Here is a 17817-nt window from a genome sequence, read left to right as displayed (position 1 = left end):
AATGTCAAGTTTGAAAAATTTAAGTAAGGCAAGAAGTACAGTTCTTATTTCAATATTTTCTATTCTTTTATCCATTTCTATAGCTTCTATTTTAATTTTAGCTGTGGGGAAGTCTCCTATTTTAGCATTTAGTTCTTTATTGAAAGGAGCTCTAGGATCTCATACAGCTATAGCTAATACTTTTAATAAGACTGTTCCTTTAGTTATTGCAGGATTAGCTTGTAGTTTTGCGTTTAAAGGGGGAATCTTAAATATTGGGGTTGAAGGACAAATTCATATAGGAGCAATTTTTGCATATACTGTTTTATATTTTATTCCAAACACTACGCCACCTATAGTAGCAATACTACTTGCATTATTTGCAAGTATATTAGGAGGAATGTTATGGGGAGGTTTGATTGGAACTTTAAAGGTTAATTTAAAGATAAATGAAGTAATAATTGCTATTTTGTTAAATTATATTGCAATAGAATTTACATCATATATGATAAATTATCCCTTTATTTCATCTGCCAGATTGCCTGAAACTGAAATGATTTCAAAGAATTTTAGGTTTCTCACTCTAGTTAAGTCTACTCAATTTTCAGCCAGTGTATTTATAGCTTTTATTGCCGTTCTTGTAACTTATATAGTTATAAACAAAACTGTTATGGGTTATAAGATACGAGCTGTTGGAGATAATTATGGAGCTGCTTTAGCAGGAGGAATATCGGTTAATAAAACTGTAATAATAACTATGCTTATTTCGGGAGCTATCGGAGGTTTGATTGGAGCAACTGAACTTATGGGAACGTATGGAAAGCTGTTCAATGGATTTTCAGGTAATGTTGGATTTACAGGTTTAGCAGTTGCTGTTCTCGCTAATAATAATCCTCTAATTGTAATCTTATCAGGTCTTTTATTTGGGATTATGGATTCAGGAGCGAGAATGATGAATATAAGAGCAGGACTTTCAGCTAACATGGTAGTAGTTATTCAGGGATTGGTAATATTTTTTATTGCAACTCCAGGTATTTTTGAATTTGTAACTAAGAAGAGGAGAATAAAAAAATGAATTATTTTTTTTCAGCAGATACATTTTTGATGATTATAAGATTAGCTATTCCTTTAATTTTAGTTTCACTTTCAAGCACATTATCAGAACTAAGTGGGATAATTAGTCTAGGAACAGAAGGACTTATGCTTATGGGAGCTTTTGGAGCTGTTGTAGGTACATATTTTACAGGAAGTCCTATATTAGGGATTATTTTTGGAATGATTTTTACTGCAATATTTGCTTTGTTATTTGCTATTTTATGTATTAAATTTAAGGCAAATCAAACTGTTTGCGGAGTAGGGTTAAATTTATTTTCTCAGGGCTTTACTGCATTTGGAACTTTTATAATTTGGGGACAAGAAGGAATTAGCGCAAAAGTTACTCAATTAAATTTAATTAGTATCCCTTTTCTTAAAAACATACCCGGGATAGGAATATTATTTAAGAATCAATCGCCAGTTTTATATATAACTGCAATATTTGCAGGATTAATTTGGTATGTATTAAAGTATACAAAGACAGGACTTAGATTGAAAGCAATAAGCGATGATCCTATTGCTGCAAATAGTGTTGGGATTGATACTAAAAAATATAAATACGTATCCATGTTATTAGTTGGGTGTTTGGCTGGACTTGGTGGTAGTTATTTATCAATAGTTCAAAACAATGTTTTTGTAAATAATATGGTAGCAGGAAGAGGGTTTTTAGGAGTAGCAGCAAATATTTTTGGTGGCTGGACACCTCTTGGATCAGTGGGGTCAAGTTTTATATTTGCTATTGCACAAGCAATTCGATTTAATCTTGTAGGCTTAAAAATCCCGGATCAATTTATACAGATGGTTCCATATTTAATAACAATTTTGGCACTAGTTTTTTTTGGTAATAGAAAACAATCTCCAAAAGCATTAGGAAAGGTTGAATAATAATATGGACAAAACGTTACACATAAAATTGAATAAAAAAGATGTGGGAAGGTATGCAATCATTCCAGGGAACCCTGACAGATGTGAAAAAATTGCAAGGCTTATGAAAAATCCTAGGAAAATCCAAGAAAATAGAGAACATACAACTTATGAAGGATACTTAGAAGGAGAAAAAGTAATAGTAACTTCAACAGGAATGGGAGGCCCATCTGCTGCAATCTGCATGGAAGAGCTAAAGAAATGTGGAGTTGATACATTTATTAGAGTAGGAACTTGTGCTTCAACCAGCAAAATGGTGAAATTAGGTACAATAGTCATACCTAATGGAGCGGTAAGGATGGAAGGTACGGGACTTCACTATTTACCACTTGAGTTTCCGGCTATTCCTGATTATAAGATGTTAAAAATAATAGAAGAAACTTCGATTAAAAAAGGATTTGACACTAAAGTCGGAATAACTATTATAAAGGATTCATATTTTACTGAAATCAATCCACTAGAAAAACCTTTTGGATATAATTTATACAATAGTTGGAATTCATATGAAAAAGGGGGAGCAATTGCAACCTCTATGGAATCGGCAACATTGTTTTTAATAGCAAGTTGTTATGGATTAAGAATGGCGACGGTACTTGTTTCCGCAACCAATTATAATGATGAAAGTTCCATAGACACCTCTGAAAATGGTTATCCAAAAGAAGTTGAATATAAAGCTTGTGAAGTTGGAGTTGAATCAATAAGAAATGTTATAAAATTGGATAAGGAGAGATAATAATGCAAAAAGAAAAAACACTTCATATAAAATTAAACTCAGATAACGTTGGTAGATATGCAATTGTTCCGGGAGATCCGGCAAGATGCGAACTTATAGCAAAACATTTAGAAAATTCAAGAAAAATACAACAAAATAGAGAGCATACAACTTATGAGGGATACTTGGAGGGTGAAAAAGTAGTTGTAACTTCAACGGGAATGGGAGGACCTTCAACAGCTATCTGCATTGAAGAACTTTATAAATGTGGAGTTGATACATTTATAAGAATAGGAACAGGAGCATCTACAAGCTTTAGCGTTTCAAAGGGAGATATTGTTGTAGTAAATGGAGCCGTTAGAATGGAAGGTACAGGCTTACATTATTTACCAATGGAATTTCCGGCTGTACCTAATTATAGTTTAACAAAAATATTAGAGGAAACTTCAATTGAGTTAGGATACAAGACTAAAGTAGGAATTTCAATAACTAAAGATTCATTTTATACGCAAGTTGAACCTGAAACAAAACCTGTGGGATATGATTTAATAAATCGTTGGAATTCTTATATTAAAGGAGGAGCTGTTTGTACGGCAATGGAAGAAGCTACATTATTTTTAGTATCAGCCTCTTTAAATTCAAGAGCGGCTTCAGTACTTGTATCAGCAACCGATTATGAAAATAAAGTTTCAAGCGATATATCTTCTAATGGATATCCAATCAATTACATTGACAGAGCAATACAAGTTGGTATAGAATCTTTACGTAAAATAATTATTAATGATAGAAATAAGTTATGAAGAAAAAAATGAATATAAAAAGAACTAAATTAAAATATGTAGAAGTATATGAAGAAATTCTTAAGCTTATTAAAGATAAAAATATAGAACCTGAAGAGACAATTCCATCTGAAAATGAACTATCTAGGTTATTTAATGTGAGTAGAGGTACTGTAAGACAGGCTATTGCTTTATTAAAAGAAGATGGTATTTTATATAATCAACAAGGAGTAGGAAATATATTATTGGATCCAAAAAAAAATCAAAAGATGGGGATGGAATCTATAAATGTTCCTATTTTTGATTTCAATAATGTAGAGTTTACAAATGTACAGTTTGTGACAGAATTTCAACCTGCCGGAATTAAGATGAAAGAATTTTTTGAACGTGATGAAAATTTTATAATCATGTTGATAAATGTAAAATATTATATAAAAGATCAAGTAGCAGCTCTATTGATGTATTTTATAAATTATGATGAAGTTAAAGAGTATGATCTTAATTTAAGAACGAAAAGTGAACTTAAAGAATTTATAGATAAATTCATAGTAAGAAAAATTGTAAAAAGCGATTTGAATTTTCAAGGATTTAAGGCTAGAGAATCGATAGCTAATAAAATGAATATACATGTTGGAGATTATATTATTTATTTTAGTGAGGTTATGAGAAAACAAGATGGAACGGTAGCCTTTTATAGAAGATCATATTTTAATCCTAATTATTTCACTTTTTATATGACACGAAAATAAAAGACTATTAAATAATTTTTTATGGAAATTCTTATAATTAGATTAAAAGCTAATATTTATGAGAGTCTAGGCTATATGTTTCTATAAGAATATATTTAGTGAATTTTGTGTATCAACTTAAATCCTGAAAAAGGATAAGGGTTGATACATTTTTTATGTATTGATAAATATCCATTAATATAGAAATGAAGCTTAACTTAATTTTACATAAATTTAATAAACTGTCAAAGTTTGATATATATTTTTCGTATTTTTTAAAGTTTGTGGTTCGAAGGATCCTTCTCTATCTCTTGGAATATCATTTCCATAAGATGATTTAACGGTTTTCTTAATTGAATCATTTATTGCATTAAAAGATAAGGATTTTTCACCATATTCATAGTATAAATGATTACCTAATTCAGCTTTTAATATTCGCTCCATTGTATCTCCTAAAAATTTTTTAAGTTTCTTGTAGGTACTGTACTGTTTACGGTTGATACTCTTGGATTAACATTTTGATATTTTATTTGATCTTGTTTCTGATATTTTTCTTGGAATAAAAATTTATCCGGATTAGTTCTCCTTACCCTAATTAGGAAGTTCTATACACAAAATTTTACACAGTCTTATTTTTGATATTTTTAGTTAAGATACTTTGAATATACATGTCTAATAAGGTTATTAGAATTATTTTTTGTTTCTTTGTTATATTTTGATAGGTATATAGAAAATTTTCTGTCTTTTGATTTTGGAATTCTTAAGGGTAAGATTATTATTTCAGTGGTCATAGTAATGTTTTTAACAGCAATTTATATAGGATTTTATATTGCTCTTTCTTTAATAAGAGGCATTCTAAAGATATGTATCTTTTTTCATCAGTTGATTGAATAATTTGGAAAATACGGAATTAGCAATACTATTATCAGTAGATTCATTAGTTAAGCTTTAAGTTTTTTGTTGATTAATTGTAAATTTAGTTGGCTGAGTTATTCCGCTTGGTTTATTTATTTTGCTTAAAACATCGTACCAGGTAGATTAGATTGACTTTTTCTTTTTAAATAATTATATAGATTTATAAAAAATAGTAAAAGATATTTTAGAAAGATGGTTTAACAAAAAATATAATAGTTATATAATATATTTGGGAAAATGTTTATTCTAGTGATTTTGGAGGTTTAAATGAAAATTCTTTTTTCACCTGTCGGCATGACAGATCCGGTTTCTTATTCAAATTATGATGAAGGTTCATTATTACATATAAGTAGAATGTATAAACCTGAAAAGATAGTTTTGTTTTTCTCTAAAGAAATATATGAATTGCATAAAATAGATAATAGATATGTGCTTTCAATTGAGACTTTATATAAAAGTATGAATAAAAATGTTGAAATTGAGATTATAAAAGATGAATCTTTAGAAGAAGTTCAAATATTTGATAATTTTTATGAGATATTTAGAGAAACTTTAAATGATATACACTATAAAAATCCAAATGATGAGATTTTATTGAATATATCTTCAGGAACACCGGCAATGAAAAACGCTCTATTCGTGCTTAGTAAATTGGGAAACTACAAAATGAAAGCCATACAAGTTGATACACCAACTAAAGCGGCTAATAGAAAATTTGAAGATAATGATTTTGACTTAGATGCAGTATTAGAAATTATAGCAGAAAAATCTAATGAAAATATAGTTAATAGAAGTAGAGAAGCTGCAAGTAATAACTTTAACTATGAAATTAAAAGAGAATTAATATTTTCACAGTTAGATAGTTATAATTATTCATCTGCACTTCAAATAGCAAGAACAATTGAAGAAATGTTATCTGAAAAAACAATGAACTTACTTAATGCAGCTTATTATAGATCAATTTTAAATATAAAATCAATGGTAAGTTTTTTAAGAAAAGCTGATGAAGACTTTTTTAGAATTAAAGGGGATGGAGAAGACATACTTGAATATTTCCTATATTTGAAAACTCTAAAAAATAAAGAAATGTTTTTGGATTTAATAAGAGGAATTACTCCGCTAGTAACAGAGTTATTTATATTGATAATAGATAAAAATGCAGATATAAAACTTAAGAATTATTGGAAATACAATTATGGGAAAAAACATTATGTTTGGGATGAAGATAAATTAAATAGGGATGAAAAAGGAAGAGAGATAGTTAATGCTATAAAAAGTAAATTCCCATATTTTACTTACAATAGTTTTATACAAAATGTTCATTTGATAGAGATAATAAAAAATGAAAGAATAATAGATAATCAAAAAATACTGGATTTATCTTTAGAAATTAGAGATGTAGAAGGAAAGCTTAGAAATAGAGCAGCACATGAAATTATAAGAATAGATGATAGTCTAATAAAAAGAGAGTCAAAATTTGGTTCAGATGAAATATTGGATAAAATATTCGAACTAATGAAATTAAGTGGATTAGAAATAGGAAATAATCATTACGATTCTTATGATTTAATGAACAAAAAAATAAAAAAGTCATTTAAATAGGAGGAAATGTATATTGCTTAGTAAAATAGTTTTAAAGCTAGGGGAAAAAGCAAATGTATTAAACTATAATTCAGGTTCATTGTTTCAAGGATTTTTGATGGAAAATTTAGATAGCGATGTTGCAAGCTATTTGCATACATTACCATATAATCCATACTCACAATATATAAATAAAACAGAAGAAGGAGTGGAGTGGATAGTATCAGGAATAGATGAATTTGCATACAAAAATATAATTGAGAAAATAGAAAATATTGGAGAAATTAATTTAGATAGTAAAAATCTATTGTTAACCGTAAAAGAAGTCAGAAAAGCTGTTGTAAAAAAAGAAGATTTTGTAAGTGAGATAATGTTTGGAAAAGAAAATGAGAGGACTAAAAATTTAAAGGTAATTACACCAATTTCATTTAAAAGCCAAGGATATTATCAAAATATGCCGTCAGTTAAGCTAATATATCAAAATCTATTAAATAAATTTGATAGTACTGGTAGCGATAAGCTCTATAGTGAAGAGTTGTTAAATGAACTTGTGAATAATAGTCATATAAGTAGATACCATATAATGAGCTCAAAGTATAGTTTAGAAGGAGTTAAGATAGCAAGTTTTAAAGGTAATTTAGATATTTCAACCAAAGGTTCAAAGGAATTAATAAACATATCAAATTTATTGTTAAAATTTGCAGAATATAGCGGAATAGGTATTAAGACATCAATAGGAATGGGGGGAGTGACAGTTGGAAATAGGGAATACAACAGACGATAAATTAAAATTATTAATAGGTTCTATGCTACATGACATAGGAAAAGTTATTTATCGAACAAACGATATAAGGAAGCACTCTTTATTAGGTTTAGAATTTATAGAAAATGAATGCAATATAAAAGACAAACAAATTTTAAATTGCATTCGTTTTCATCATGGAGAAGATTTTAAAGGAGCAAAATTAGAAAAAAATGATTTGGCGTATATAACATATATCGCCGACAATATGTCAGCGGCAGCTGATAGAAGAAATATAGAAAATGGATATGGCTTTGATAAAGAATTGGCGCTAACCAGTGTTTTTAATATTTTAAATGGAAATAATAAACAAGGAAAGTATAAGGCACAATATTTAAATCATGATAAGGGAATAAATTTTCCGGAAGAAAAAGAAGTTGGGTATGATTCAAATTATTATAAAGATATTAAATTAAATTTAATAGATAAACTAAAACAATTTGAGTTAAGTGAAGAATATATTGAATCATTACAAGAAATTTTAGAAGGATATTTAACATATGTGCCATCATCTACATCAGTATATCAGATAGGTGATATTTCATTATTTGACCATTTAAAATTGACAGCAGCATTTGCTTTATGTATATATGATTATTTAAAAGATAAAAAAATTGATGATTTTACTGCACTAAAAAGTGATTCTAAAAAATACTATGAAGAGAAAATGTTTTATATGTGTAGTTTTGATCTGTCAGGAATTCAAAATTTTATATATACAGTAAATAGTAAAAACGCACTAAAAGGTCTTAGAACAAGATCGTTTTATTTAGAAATATTATTAGAAGATGTTATAGATACGCTTTTAAACAAACTTTCACTTAGTAGAGCGAATTTATTGTACTCAGGTGGAGGACATTGTTACTTACTTTTGCCAAATACAGAAAGAGTTAAGCAGATAGTAGAAGAAACAATTAAAGAAGTAAATGATTGGATAATTGATAAGTTTAAAACTGAACTATTTTTAGCGTATGGAGGAACTGCTTGCAGTAGTAGTGCATTTAATGCAGAAAATACAGAATCCTATACAGAAATATTTAGAAATATATCTCAAAAATTATCAAACAGCAAACTTCATAGATATGACAAAGAACAATTAAAAAAATTAAATTTTACAGATAAAGTAGGAAATCAAAGAGAGTGTAAAATATGCCAATGTACAGATAATCTTATTGAATCAGACGATGGAGATATGATTTGTACTAACTGTGATAATATCAATAAATTTTCAAACAAGATAATGGAAGCCGAATTTTTTTGTGTCGAAAATGCAGAAAAGAGTGCGGAAGTTGATTATTTAAATTTACCATTTAATCATATTTTAACAGCTATAAACAAAAAAAGACTTCAACAAAAATTAATATCAGATTCAGGATTGATAAGAGCATATAGTAAAAATGATAGTTTTTCAGGCAAAAAAATGTCAACAAAACTGTGGGTTGGAGATTATGTGTACAATAAAGAATTAAATATATTGTCAAAAGATAGCGAAGGGATAAATAGACTGGCAGTAATTAGAGCAGACGTAGATAATTTAGGGCAAGCATTTGTAAAAGGATTTGAAGCAAAATATGCATCACTTACAAGAAGTGCGACATTTTCAAGAAATATGTCATTATTCTTTAAGTACAACATAAATTATATATTGGAAAATCCCATATTTTCTATTAGAAATGTAAAACCAGAAAATAGAAAAGCAATGATAATATACTCTGGCGGAGATGACATATTTATAGTAGGTGCATGGAAAGATATTTTAGAATTTTCAATAGACATAAAAAACAGTCTAAAGAAGTTTACTATGAATTCACTGACTATATCAGCTGGGATAGGAATATATCCAGAAAAATATCCTATTAAGACAATGTCATTAAAAACAGGAGATTTAGAAGAAAATGCTAAAAATAATGTTTATTATGTAGACGGAGTAGAAAAAACAAAAAATTCTGTAAGCTTATTTGAAAGTGGACTAACTTTTTCATGGGAAGAATTTGAAGAAAAAGTTTTAGGAGAGAAATTTAAATTAATAGACAGATATTTAAGTTTAGTTGAGGAGAGAGGAAAAGCTTTTATATATAAAATAGTTCAGTTATTGAGAGGCGACTTGGAAAAAGAAAAATTAGACTTGGCAAGATTGGCCTATATATTAGGAAGATTGGAGCCAAGTAACAAAGAAAATTCTTTATTGCACAGAGAATTTTCACAAAAAATTTATAGCTATTCAAAAAATAAAAAAGATAGAAAAGAATTAATAGCAGCTATTTATATATATGTATATTTAGAAAGGGACGTAAGAAATGATAAGTAAATTAGGATACGTAGATGAAGCAGAAAAGATAATAAAAAATTTAAGTGAACGAAAACTCTTAAATACAAATCAAATACGTAAGATACTGAGCAAAGTTTCAGTTATATATGAAAAAGCAAAAAGAAAGACAGGGAATCTTACAGAACAAGAAAAAATGGACTTACAAGTATTAAGAGCACACTTAATATATGATTCAGGAAGAGATGAGGGAGTTAGAAGATTTGTAAGTGAAGCAAAACTAGTAGAAAATATCAAAGAAATAGGAGATAGCCGAGAAAAATTATTAATATTTTGTGGATATATGGAAGCATTGGTAGCATATCATAAGTACTATTTAGCAAATAAGAGTAATTAATAAAGGAGTATAAAATGTACGGGAAAATAGAAATAACAGGAAAAATCAGATTAATAACAGGACTTCATATAGGAGGCTCAGTAGAATTCTCAGCAATAGGAGCAGTAGATTCACCAGTTATGAGAGATACACTCACAAATGACCCGTTTATACCGGGAAGTTCACTAAAAGGAAAACTTAGATATTTGTTACAAAGACAATATCAAAGAAATATTGATGTAAGTGGAAGACACGAAAATGATGAACCGGAAGTTTTAAGACTATTTGGCTCAACAAACACAAACGAAGAAAATAGAATTAGCAGATTATATTTTTCTGATGCTTTCATATCAAATAAAAAAGATTTAGAAAAAATAGGCATAGAATCTATAACAGAAGTTAAGTTTGAAAACTCAATAAACAGGTTCACAGCAGTAGCAAATCCAAGACAGATAGAGAGAGTTATAAGAGGCGCTGAATTTGATTTAGAAATAATCTACAACATACAAAACGAAGAAGAAATAGAAGAAGACTTTGAAATACTAAAAGAAGCATTTAAACTTTTAGAATTTGACTATCTAGGAGGGAGTGGATCAAGAGGATATGGAAGAGTAAAAATAGAAAATATAGAAATTAATATGGCAGTAGGTGATTATGAAAATATAGAAAAGCTTAGAGAAATTATGGGAGAAGTATGATGAAGTACAAGATATATAAATTGTATTTCAAGACAGGGCTTAGAATAGGAAATGGGAAAATAGATAGTAGTGTAGTAGAAATTCCGGCGGACATAATATTTTCAGCAATAATAAATGAAGCGGCTCAAGATGAAGAAAAAATAGAAACTATACTAGAAGAATTTAAAAATAGAAAGTTAATTATAAGTAACGCATTTCCGTTTATAGGAGAAGAACTATTTTTACCTAAGCCACTTTTGAATATATCAGACAATATAGGAGACTCAACAGAGAAAAAACTGTATAAAAAAATAAATCACATTCCACTAAGCTTATGGAATGAATATATAAAAGGAAAGTCAAACCCTAAGGAAATCGTAAAATTAAATAAAAAATTAGGGAAATCAGCACTGGATACCAAAATCTATAAAAAAGACGAAAATGAAATATATAACTTATCATACTATAGATTTTACGAAGGAAACGGATTGTATTTTATCTTGGGCTATGAAGAAGACTATGAACTATTTGATGACATTCTCTATTCTTTGAGTTTTACAGGAATAGGAGGCAAAAAGACATCAGGATTAGGCAAATTTGAAATGGAAGAAGATGACATACCAGAAAATCTAAAAAATAAATTAAATAATGAAAAATCAAAAATGTTACTCGCATCAAGCATGGCAAGAATAGAAGAACTTGAAACACTAGATCAAGAAGCAAAATATAAAATAATTAGGAGAGGTGGTTTTTCATACAGTCAAGATATAAGAGGAAGTAAAAAGCCGACATTTAAAAAACATACAATGTATTATTTCGATACAGGCTCTATATTTAATAATAAATTTGAAGGGGATATATTTGAAATAGGAGAAAATGAATATCATAAAATTTATAGATATGGAGTACCTTTATGGATGGAGGTGTAACTTGAAAAATTATATAGTAACATTAAAAACAAAAGGGCCGGTATTTATAGGAAGTGGAGAGACAAAGAATAAGAGCCAATATATATACGATATGAATAGATCGGAAGTACACGTAATAGATGAAAACAAATTTTTAACTTGGCTAGTTAAAAAAGGACTACTATCAGAATACGAAAAAAATTTTTTATACACTAAAGATAATAAAGACTTATATGAATGGTTTAAGAGAGTTGCACCAATGCAGAGAGTAGAAGATTTTTCAGCCTATAAATTAAGTGCGAAGTCTTTATCAAATTATGAAAAAAAGAGATTAAACGATATCCAAACATTTGTAAAAGACGCTTATGGAATGCCTTATATACCGGGAAGCAGCTTAAAAGGAGCTATAAGAAATATATTATTTAGCTATAAAATGAAAAATACTCAGAATCGAACATTCCAAGAATATTTAAACTCAGAAGATAATAATAGAAATAGAATAAGACGATTAGAAAAAATGGCTAATAATATTGATAAAGCAGCATTTGAATTTGAGGTAGATGAAAAAAATAAAGATAGCTATATGAAATATATATCCATTTCAGATAGTGAACCGATAGATATAGAAAATTTAATATTTGCAAGAAAAATTGACAGAAGAACAGATGGAAAAGAAAAATTACTACCAGTATACAGAGAAGCCATAAAACCAGAAGTAGAAATTAAATTTACATTAAATATTGATGAAAGATTTCCATACAATATAGAAGATATAAAAGAAGCAATAAAAGAATTTGAATCTGTAGTTTACGAAAAATTCATAAGAAATTTTAAGATTTCAAAAAAAGAAGACTTAAAAATATATATAGGAGGAGGTGTAGGTTATCAATCCAAAACTTCAGTCTATAACCTTATAAGAGATAAGAAAATTAGTACAAAAATAGTTAGTAGAATATTAGACGATAAATTTAATTATAAAAAAAGAAATAACGATACAAAAAATATCCACGAAGACGACTGGAAAAAAGGAGTTTCTCCAAGAGTAATAAAACTAACAAACTATAACAATCGAAAATTTGAAATGGGACTATGCAGTATAAAGTTTGAGGAGATAAAATAAATGATTTTATTAATAACAGAACAAGGAAGTAACGTTCGAATAAATAACGACAGGATTGTAATGGAGACTGACGACTTAAAAAGAAGCGTACCTAAAGAATTGATAGAAAATGTAGCGGTATTTGGAAATGTACAACTTAGCACACAATTTATTCAACATTGTCTAAAAAGAAAGATAACAGTTTCATTTTATTCTAACACAGGAGAATACTTTGGTAAATTAGTAAATACATCGAGCGGAAATTTCAAACGGTTAAAACTCCAGATAGAAGCAATAGAAGACGAAGAATTTAGAAGAAAATTTGCAGAAAAAATAATTGAAAATAAAATTAATAACCAATTAACACTACTTAGAAGGTTGAACCGAAGACGAAATATAGTAGATAAAGAAATAGAAGAAATAGGAATAATAAAGAGAAAAATTACACAAAAAGATAACGTGGACCAAATGTTGGGATACGAAGGAGCAATTTCAAGAATATATTTTAGAGCACTATCCAAAATATTGCCCGAAGAATTCAAATTTGACAAGAGAACAAGACAGCCTCCAAGAGACCCGTTTAATTCAATGATAAGCTTGGGTTATACAATATTATTACACGAAATAATAGGCCAGATAGAAAGCGTAGGACTATCACCTTATGGGGGAATAATACATGGACATAGATTAAATCATCCATCGTTGGGGAGTGATATGTTAGAGGAGTACAGAGCAATAATAGTAGACGCATTTGTAATGGATTTAATAAACTCAGGTAGCACAAAAATAGAAGATTTTGAAATTACAAGAGAAGGAGTATTTTTAGAACCTAAATTTTTAAAAGAATTCTTAAAAAAATTTCAGGAAAAATTGGCATCAACACATAAATATATCGACGAAATAGAAACGCCAATAACATACAGAAAGACACTATACCATCAAACAACTAAATTAGTAAGAGCTATAGAAAATAAAAATATCGAAGAATATAACCCAATAAGAATAAGGTAGGATGAATTATGCAGAAAGACTTTCTTATAAAAGCAAAAGAAGATATTTTCTATGAAGAAAAACACCTAATTTTGATAATTTATGATATAGTAGATAACAAAAGAAGGAATAAATTTTTTAAACTATTATCAGGATATATGATATCGGTTCAAAAATCTTGTTTCGAATCACATTTAACAGAAAGTGAATTCGAAAAATTAGCTTACAGAATCCCATTCTATATAGATAAAGAAGAAGATAATGTACGCTGTTACAAATTATCAGCTCATGGGAAAGTTTATAACTTTGGAAGTGAAAAGAATGATGCCATAGAAGATATAGTTATATTTTGACCGATGGCTTAAAATCAAGAGATAGGGCCTTAAATTAAAAAATTATTCAGATAAAATCTATAAAAACAACCCCTGTCCGCAAAGTCATTTTACAATCCAGCAAATTCAACATCTATAAAGGACAGGGAAAAAACAAAAAAATCCCCGACAGGGGACGGAAACATGAAATCCTTGGTATTACCAAATTTTTCAATAATGAAAAAACAAAAAAATCCCCGACAGGGGACGGAAACTTTTCCTTAATAGAATATGAATGTTTAGAGTTAGAAGCTAAAACTGAAAAAACAAAAAAATCCCCGACAGGGGACGGAAACGTTAAATTTTCAGCTTTTATAAAGCCGATTTCTTCAATTCGAAAAAACAAAAAAATCCCCGACAGGGGACGGAAACTATTTTACCTGTATGTCCGCAAGCATACGTGTCTTCAAATGAAAAAACAAAAAAATCCCCGACAGGGGATAGAAACTATTATTAAGTTTTCATTTAAAGCCTATTTTATTCCATTTAGCAGAAGCTCTGAGTTTTACCTCAGTGCTTTTGTATGCGTTTGCTATTGTGTTTACCTATTTCGTCTGTTAAACTTATAGGTAAGAAGTTAAGGGAAAGGCTAAAAGCCTAACCCTTTGAAAATTTTGAATAGTCCTGCAAGTGTTGTAAGTAGGTTAATAATTGCCGTTATTAACTCTAAATACTCAGCCTTGTGGGGTTTTTCTTTTTCTTATCCAATTTAACCACCCATTTTAAGTCAAGCGGGCTATAGGGGAAAAATAAAATATGTATCTTACAAAAATGTAAGGTCAAAGGAGAAAATGTAAGTTTTTTATAAAGGTACATTTTCTCTTTTTTTATATAATGTATTTATGAGGTGATGATATGGCATTTATAGAAGTTTCAAATTTAAAAAAGATATATAGTTCAAAATTTAGTTTAAAGACAGTTGAGGCGTTGAAGTCAGTCAACTTTGAGGTTGAAAAGGGTGAGTTTGTTGCGATAATGGGCGAGTCTGGAAGTGGTAAATCGACTTTATTAAATATTCTTGCGCTTTTGGATAGGGCGACTGATGGCTCGGTTATGATTGATGGGCGTGATATTTCAAAAATTTCTGAGAGTGAGTCGGCGAAGTATCGTAGGACACATCTTGGGTTTGTGTTCCAAGATTATAATTTGTTAGATACGTTGACTATAAAGGAAAATATAGTGCTTCCTTTGGTGTTGTCTGAGGAAAAGCCAACAATTATGCAAAATAAATTGAGAAATGTCGCTGGCATTTTGGGGATTGAAGATTTACTTGATAAGTATCCTTATGAAGTGTCGGGTGGTCAGGCTCAAAGGGCGGCTATTGCAAGAAGTCTTATAACTTCTCCTGATTTGATATTGGCGGATGAACCGACCGGAGCTTTGGATTCTAATTCGTCGAATACGCTTCTTGAATATTTTGATGAGATAAATAAATCTGGACAAACTATTTTAATGGTTACGCATTCTGTTAAGGCTGCTTCTTATGCGAGTAGGGTTTTGTTCATAAATGACGGCGAAATTTTCCATCAACTTTATAGAGCGAATAGACAACCTATGGAAATGTACCAAGATATTATGAACACTCTAACAAATTTAGGAGGTAAAAATTGAATCTTTATAGAAGACTGAGTTTAGAGGGAATAAGAAAGAATAAAAGTGTCTACGTTCCATATATTTTAGCTTTCAGTTTTTTGGTAATGAGTTTTTCAACGTTGGTATCTCTTGCGGTTATGGAGGGCTTGGCAAAAGAGTATGGTATGCAGCATGTTCAAACTCTTTTAGGTCTCGGAGCAATTGTACTGTTTGTATTTTCCACACAGTTTTTATATTACTGTGATGGTTTTTTGATGGATAAGCGAAGTGATGAGTATGGGCTGTACGGTGTGCTTGGTTTAGACAAAAGCCAAATTATTAAAGTGGTTTGTTTAGATTCTCTATTAGTTTATGCAATGGGAATGGTTTTGGGGATATGTTTTTCGGTTTTGTTTTATAAATTGGAGATAAGTCTTCTTTTAAAAACTATTCATGTGCAAGCTGAAACTGGTTTTTTACCTACTATGATTCCAATCGTAATTACTTTTTTGGTTTTTACCGGAATAGAAGTTTTAATATTATTTAGAAGAATATACAAAATAAAAAGACTTGGAAATTTAGAACTTATAAAGGCGAAGAGAATGCACAAAAAGTCTTCTCTAAAGATTGGTGTGAGTGCTCTTTTAAGTGTCTGTTTAATCGGAGCGGGATATTATTTAGCGCTCAAGACTAAGAATCCTCTTGAATCGCTACAGATATTTTTCATTGCAACATTACTTGTTGTGCTTGGAACTTTTGTCGGGTTTGGAGCGGTTACTGAAGTTGTGATAGGATTTTTGAAGAAGAAAAAGAATTTTTATTACAAACCTCAGAATTTTACTTCTCTGTCCGGGATAGTACACAGAATAAGACAAAATGCAAATGGCCTTGCGAGCATAACTATTATGAGTTGTGCCGCTATTGTACTGCTTGGTTCTGCTTTTTCAATTTACTGGTCAGGAGATAAAATTTTAAGAGGAATTTTCCCAAGAGATATAGTTTATTCTATAGAGCATAAAATATATTCTAAAGCTGAAATAGAGGAGATAAAATCTCAAATCAATGCTGGACTTTCAAAGGGAAGTTATAAGAAAAAAGATGACGAAAAAATAGAGTACAAAATGGAAATGACTCAAATTGAAGGTAGCAACGTAAAGTTTGTAAAGACTTTTAATAGTGCGTCAACGGCATTGGTAGTTATTCAGACAAGTGATAAGAATTTAAAGTCTGATGAGGTAATTGCATATTCTAAGCACGATGTTGCAAATGAATTAAACATAGATGGAAATATTTATAAGGTTGTAGATAAGAGAAAAGAGTTTGCAAATGAGAAAGCTATAAATCAAATGAGTATTTTGGGGAGCTTAGTTTTAGAGGTAAAAGATTTAAAGAATTTTAAATTAGGAGATGCGAGCTTGGTTGAGTTTGAAATGTTTAATGTTGACGGAGACCCAAGCTTAGCGATGAAAGATGTAAGGTCTAATTTGAAATATGATATACAAATTACCGGCTATACTGATGCTAAATCGGAATTTTTAGCTATATTTGGAGCTTTGATGTTTGTAGGAACTTTCTTGGGATTTGTGTTTATAGTTGGGACTGCGCTTATAATTTACTATAAACAACTTCAAGAAGGTTATGAGTCAAAACATAATTTCAACATAATGCGTAGGGTTGGAATGACAGAGGAAGAGATAAAAAAATCTATAAAATCACAGGTTTGGATGGTGTTTTTATTGCCGCCGAGCGTAGCTTTTATACACATATTTGTTGCGTTTTTCTTAATCAATGATTTGTTTTTGATAATTGGAATTACAAACACAGTTGATAAGGCAACATCGTTTGGAATAATTTTTATCTTGTACTTGTGGATATATTTTGTTGTATACAAGATGACTTCAAAGGCATATTATAAAATAATTTCAGAAAAATAAATAATCTGATAGAAATTTAGAGGTACTTGAAAGGGTATCTCTTTTTATTTGACAATAATAGTTGTCAAATATATAATTAATGACAATAATAGTTGTCAAATGAAAGGGG

17 protein-coding genes and 1 CRISPR repeat array are annotated in these 17817 nt (G+C 29.3%); of the genes, 16 read left to right on the top strand and 1 reads right to left on the bottom strand.

Features of this window, described 5'->3' with window-relative positions:
* Position 1: 1 nt before the first annotated feature.
* The 5 genes from DYE58_RS06370 to DYE58_RS06350 are packed head-to-tail and all read left to right on the top strand — an operon-like array spanning position 2 to position 4238.
* Entirely contained in the window at positions 2-1054 is a 1053-nt protein-coding gene (locus DYE58_RS06370; RefSeq protein ID WP_050794608.1) for an ABC transporter permease, read from the top strand.
* A complete protein-coding gene (locus tag DYE58_RS06365) occupies positions 1051-1959 on the top strand; it encodes an ABC transporter permease (RefSeq protein WP_004819764.1) in 909 nt (302 codons plus the stop codon). The genes DYE58_RS06370 and DYE58_RS06365 overlap by 4 nt, the downstream gene beginning before the upstream one ends.
* Positions 1960-1963: 4 nt before the next feature.
* Positions 1964-2731 (top strand): nucleoside phosphorylase, encoded by a 768-nt coding sequence (locus DYE58_RS06360; protein ID WP_040552443.1) that lies wholly within the window; start codon positions 1964-1966, stop codon positions 2729-2731.
* A gap of 2 nt (positions 2732-2733) precedes the next feature.
* Positions 2734-3510 (top strand): nucleoside phosphorylase, encoded by a 777-nt coding sequence (locus tag DYE58_RS06355; protein WP_004819766.1) that lies wholly within the window; start codon positions 2734-2736, stop codon positions 3508-3510.
* Entirely contained in the window at positions 3507-4238 is a 732-nt protein-coding gene (locus DYE58_RS06350) for a GntR family transcriptional regulator (protein ID WP_004819767.1), read from the top strand. Before DYE58_RS06355 ends, DYE58_RS06350 begins: the two co-directional genes overlap by 4 nt.
* A 213-nt stretch (positions 4239-4451) precedes the next feature.
* Here the strand turns inward: DYE58_RS06350 and DYE58_RS11355 are convergent, their stop codons facing one another.
* On the bottom strand, positions 4452-4661 hold the full coding sequence (locus tag DYE58_RS11355; protein ID WP_245946061.1) for a transposase: 210 nt from the start codon (positions 4659-4661) through the stop codon (positions 4452-4454).
* A gap of 738 nt (positions 4662-5399) precedes the next feature.
* Between DYE58_RS11355 and csm6 the strand changes: the two genes are divergently transcribed.
* From csm6 to DYE58_RS06290, 11 genes are all read left to right on the top strand, one after another.
* The gene (gene csm6, locus DYE58_RS06340) at positions 5400-6734 is read left to right on the top strand and encodes a type III-A CRISPR-associated CARF protein Csm6 (protein WP_115312113.1); all 1335 of its coding nucleotides are present in this window, start codon (positions 5400-5402) and stop codon (positions 6732-6734) included.
* Positions 6735-6747: 13 nt separating this feature from the next.
* Entirely contained in the window at positions 6748-7497 is a 750-nt protein-coding gene (gene cas6 / locus DYE58_RS06335) for a CRISPR system precrRNA processing endoribonuclease RAMP protein Cas6 (protein WP_004819771.1), read from the top strand.
* On the top strand, positions 7469-9823 hold the full coding sequence (cas10, locus tag DYE58_RS06330; protein WP_004819772.1) for a type III-A CRISPR-associated protein Cas10/Csm1: 2355 nt from the start codon (positions 7469-7471) through the stop codon (positions 9821-9823). Before cas6 ends, cas10 begins: the two co-directional genes overlap by 29 nt.
* The gene (gene csm2, locus DYE58_RS06325) at positions 9813-10178 is read left to right on the top strand and encodes a type III-A CRISPR-associated protein Csm2 (protein WP_004819774.1); all 366 of its coding nucleotides are present in this window, start codon (positions 9813-9815) and stop codon (positions 10176-10178) included. Before cas10 ends, csm2 begins: the two co-directional genes overlap by 11 nt.
* Positions 10179-10192: 14 nt before the next feature.
* Entirely contained in the window at positions 10193-10855 is a 663-nt protein-coding gene (gene csm3 / locus DYE58_RS06320) for a type III-A CRISPR-associated RAMP protein Csm3 (protein WP_004819777.1), read from the top strand.
* Positions 10855-11763 (top strand): type III-A CRISPR-associated RAMP protein Csm4, encoded by a 909-nt coding sequence (csm4, locus tag DYE58_RS06315; RefSeq protein WP_040552152.1) that lies wholly within the window; start codon positions 10855-10857, stop codon positions 11761-11763. Before csm3 ends, csm4 begins: the two co-directional genes overlap by 1 nt.
* Position 11764: 1 nt before the next feature.
* Positions 11765-12862, top strand: a complete 1098-nt coding sequence (gene csm5 / locus DYE58_RS06310; RefSeq protein WP_172463324.1) for a type III-A CRISPR-associated RAMP protein Csm5 — start codon at positions 11765-11767, stop codon at positions 12860-12862.
* On the top strand, positions 12863-13852 hold the full coding sequence (gene cas1, locus DYE58_RS06305; RefSeq protein ID WP_004819785.1) for a CRISPR-associated endonuclease Cas1: 990 nt from the start codon (positions 12863-12865) through the stop codon (positions 13850-13852). It abuts the gene before it with no gap.
* An 8-nt stretch (positions 13853-13860) separates the two neighbouring features.
* Positions 13861-14184 (top strand): CRISPR-associated endonuclease Cas2, encoded by a 324-nt coding sequence (gene cas2 / locus DYE58_RS06300; protein WP_004819787.1) that lies wholly within the window; start codon positions 13861-13863, stop codon positions 14182-14184.
* Between the two features lie 126 nt (positions 14185-14310).
* Positions 14311-14650: a CRISPR direct-repeat array (repeat unit 36 nt; unit sequence GAAAAAACAAAAAAATCCCCGACAGGGGACGGAAAC).
* Between the two features lie 407 nt (positions 14651-15057).
* Complete coding sequence (locus DYE58_RS06295; protein ID WP_004819793.1) at positions 15058-15813, top strand: ABC transporter ATP-binding protein; 756 nt, start codon at positions 15058-15060, stop codon at positions 15811-15813.
* Entirely contained in the window at positions 15810-17708 is a 1899-nt protein-coding gene (locus DYE58_RS06290) for an FtsX-like permease family protein (RefSeq protein WP_004819794.1), read from the top strand. Before DYE58_RS06295 ends, DYE58_RS06290 begins: the two co-directional genes overlap by 4 nt.
* Positions 17709-17817: the final 109 nt, after the last annotated feature.

Origin of the sequence: Peptoniphilus indolicus (assembly GCF_900454665.1) — a bacterium.
GTDB classification, from domain to species: Bacteria; Bacillota; Clostridia; order Tissierellales; family Peptoniphilaceae; genus Peptoniphilus; species Peptoniphilus indolicus.
Note: the sequence above shows the minus strand (reverse complement) of the source record. Positions and strands in the feature narration are given on the sequence as shown.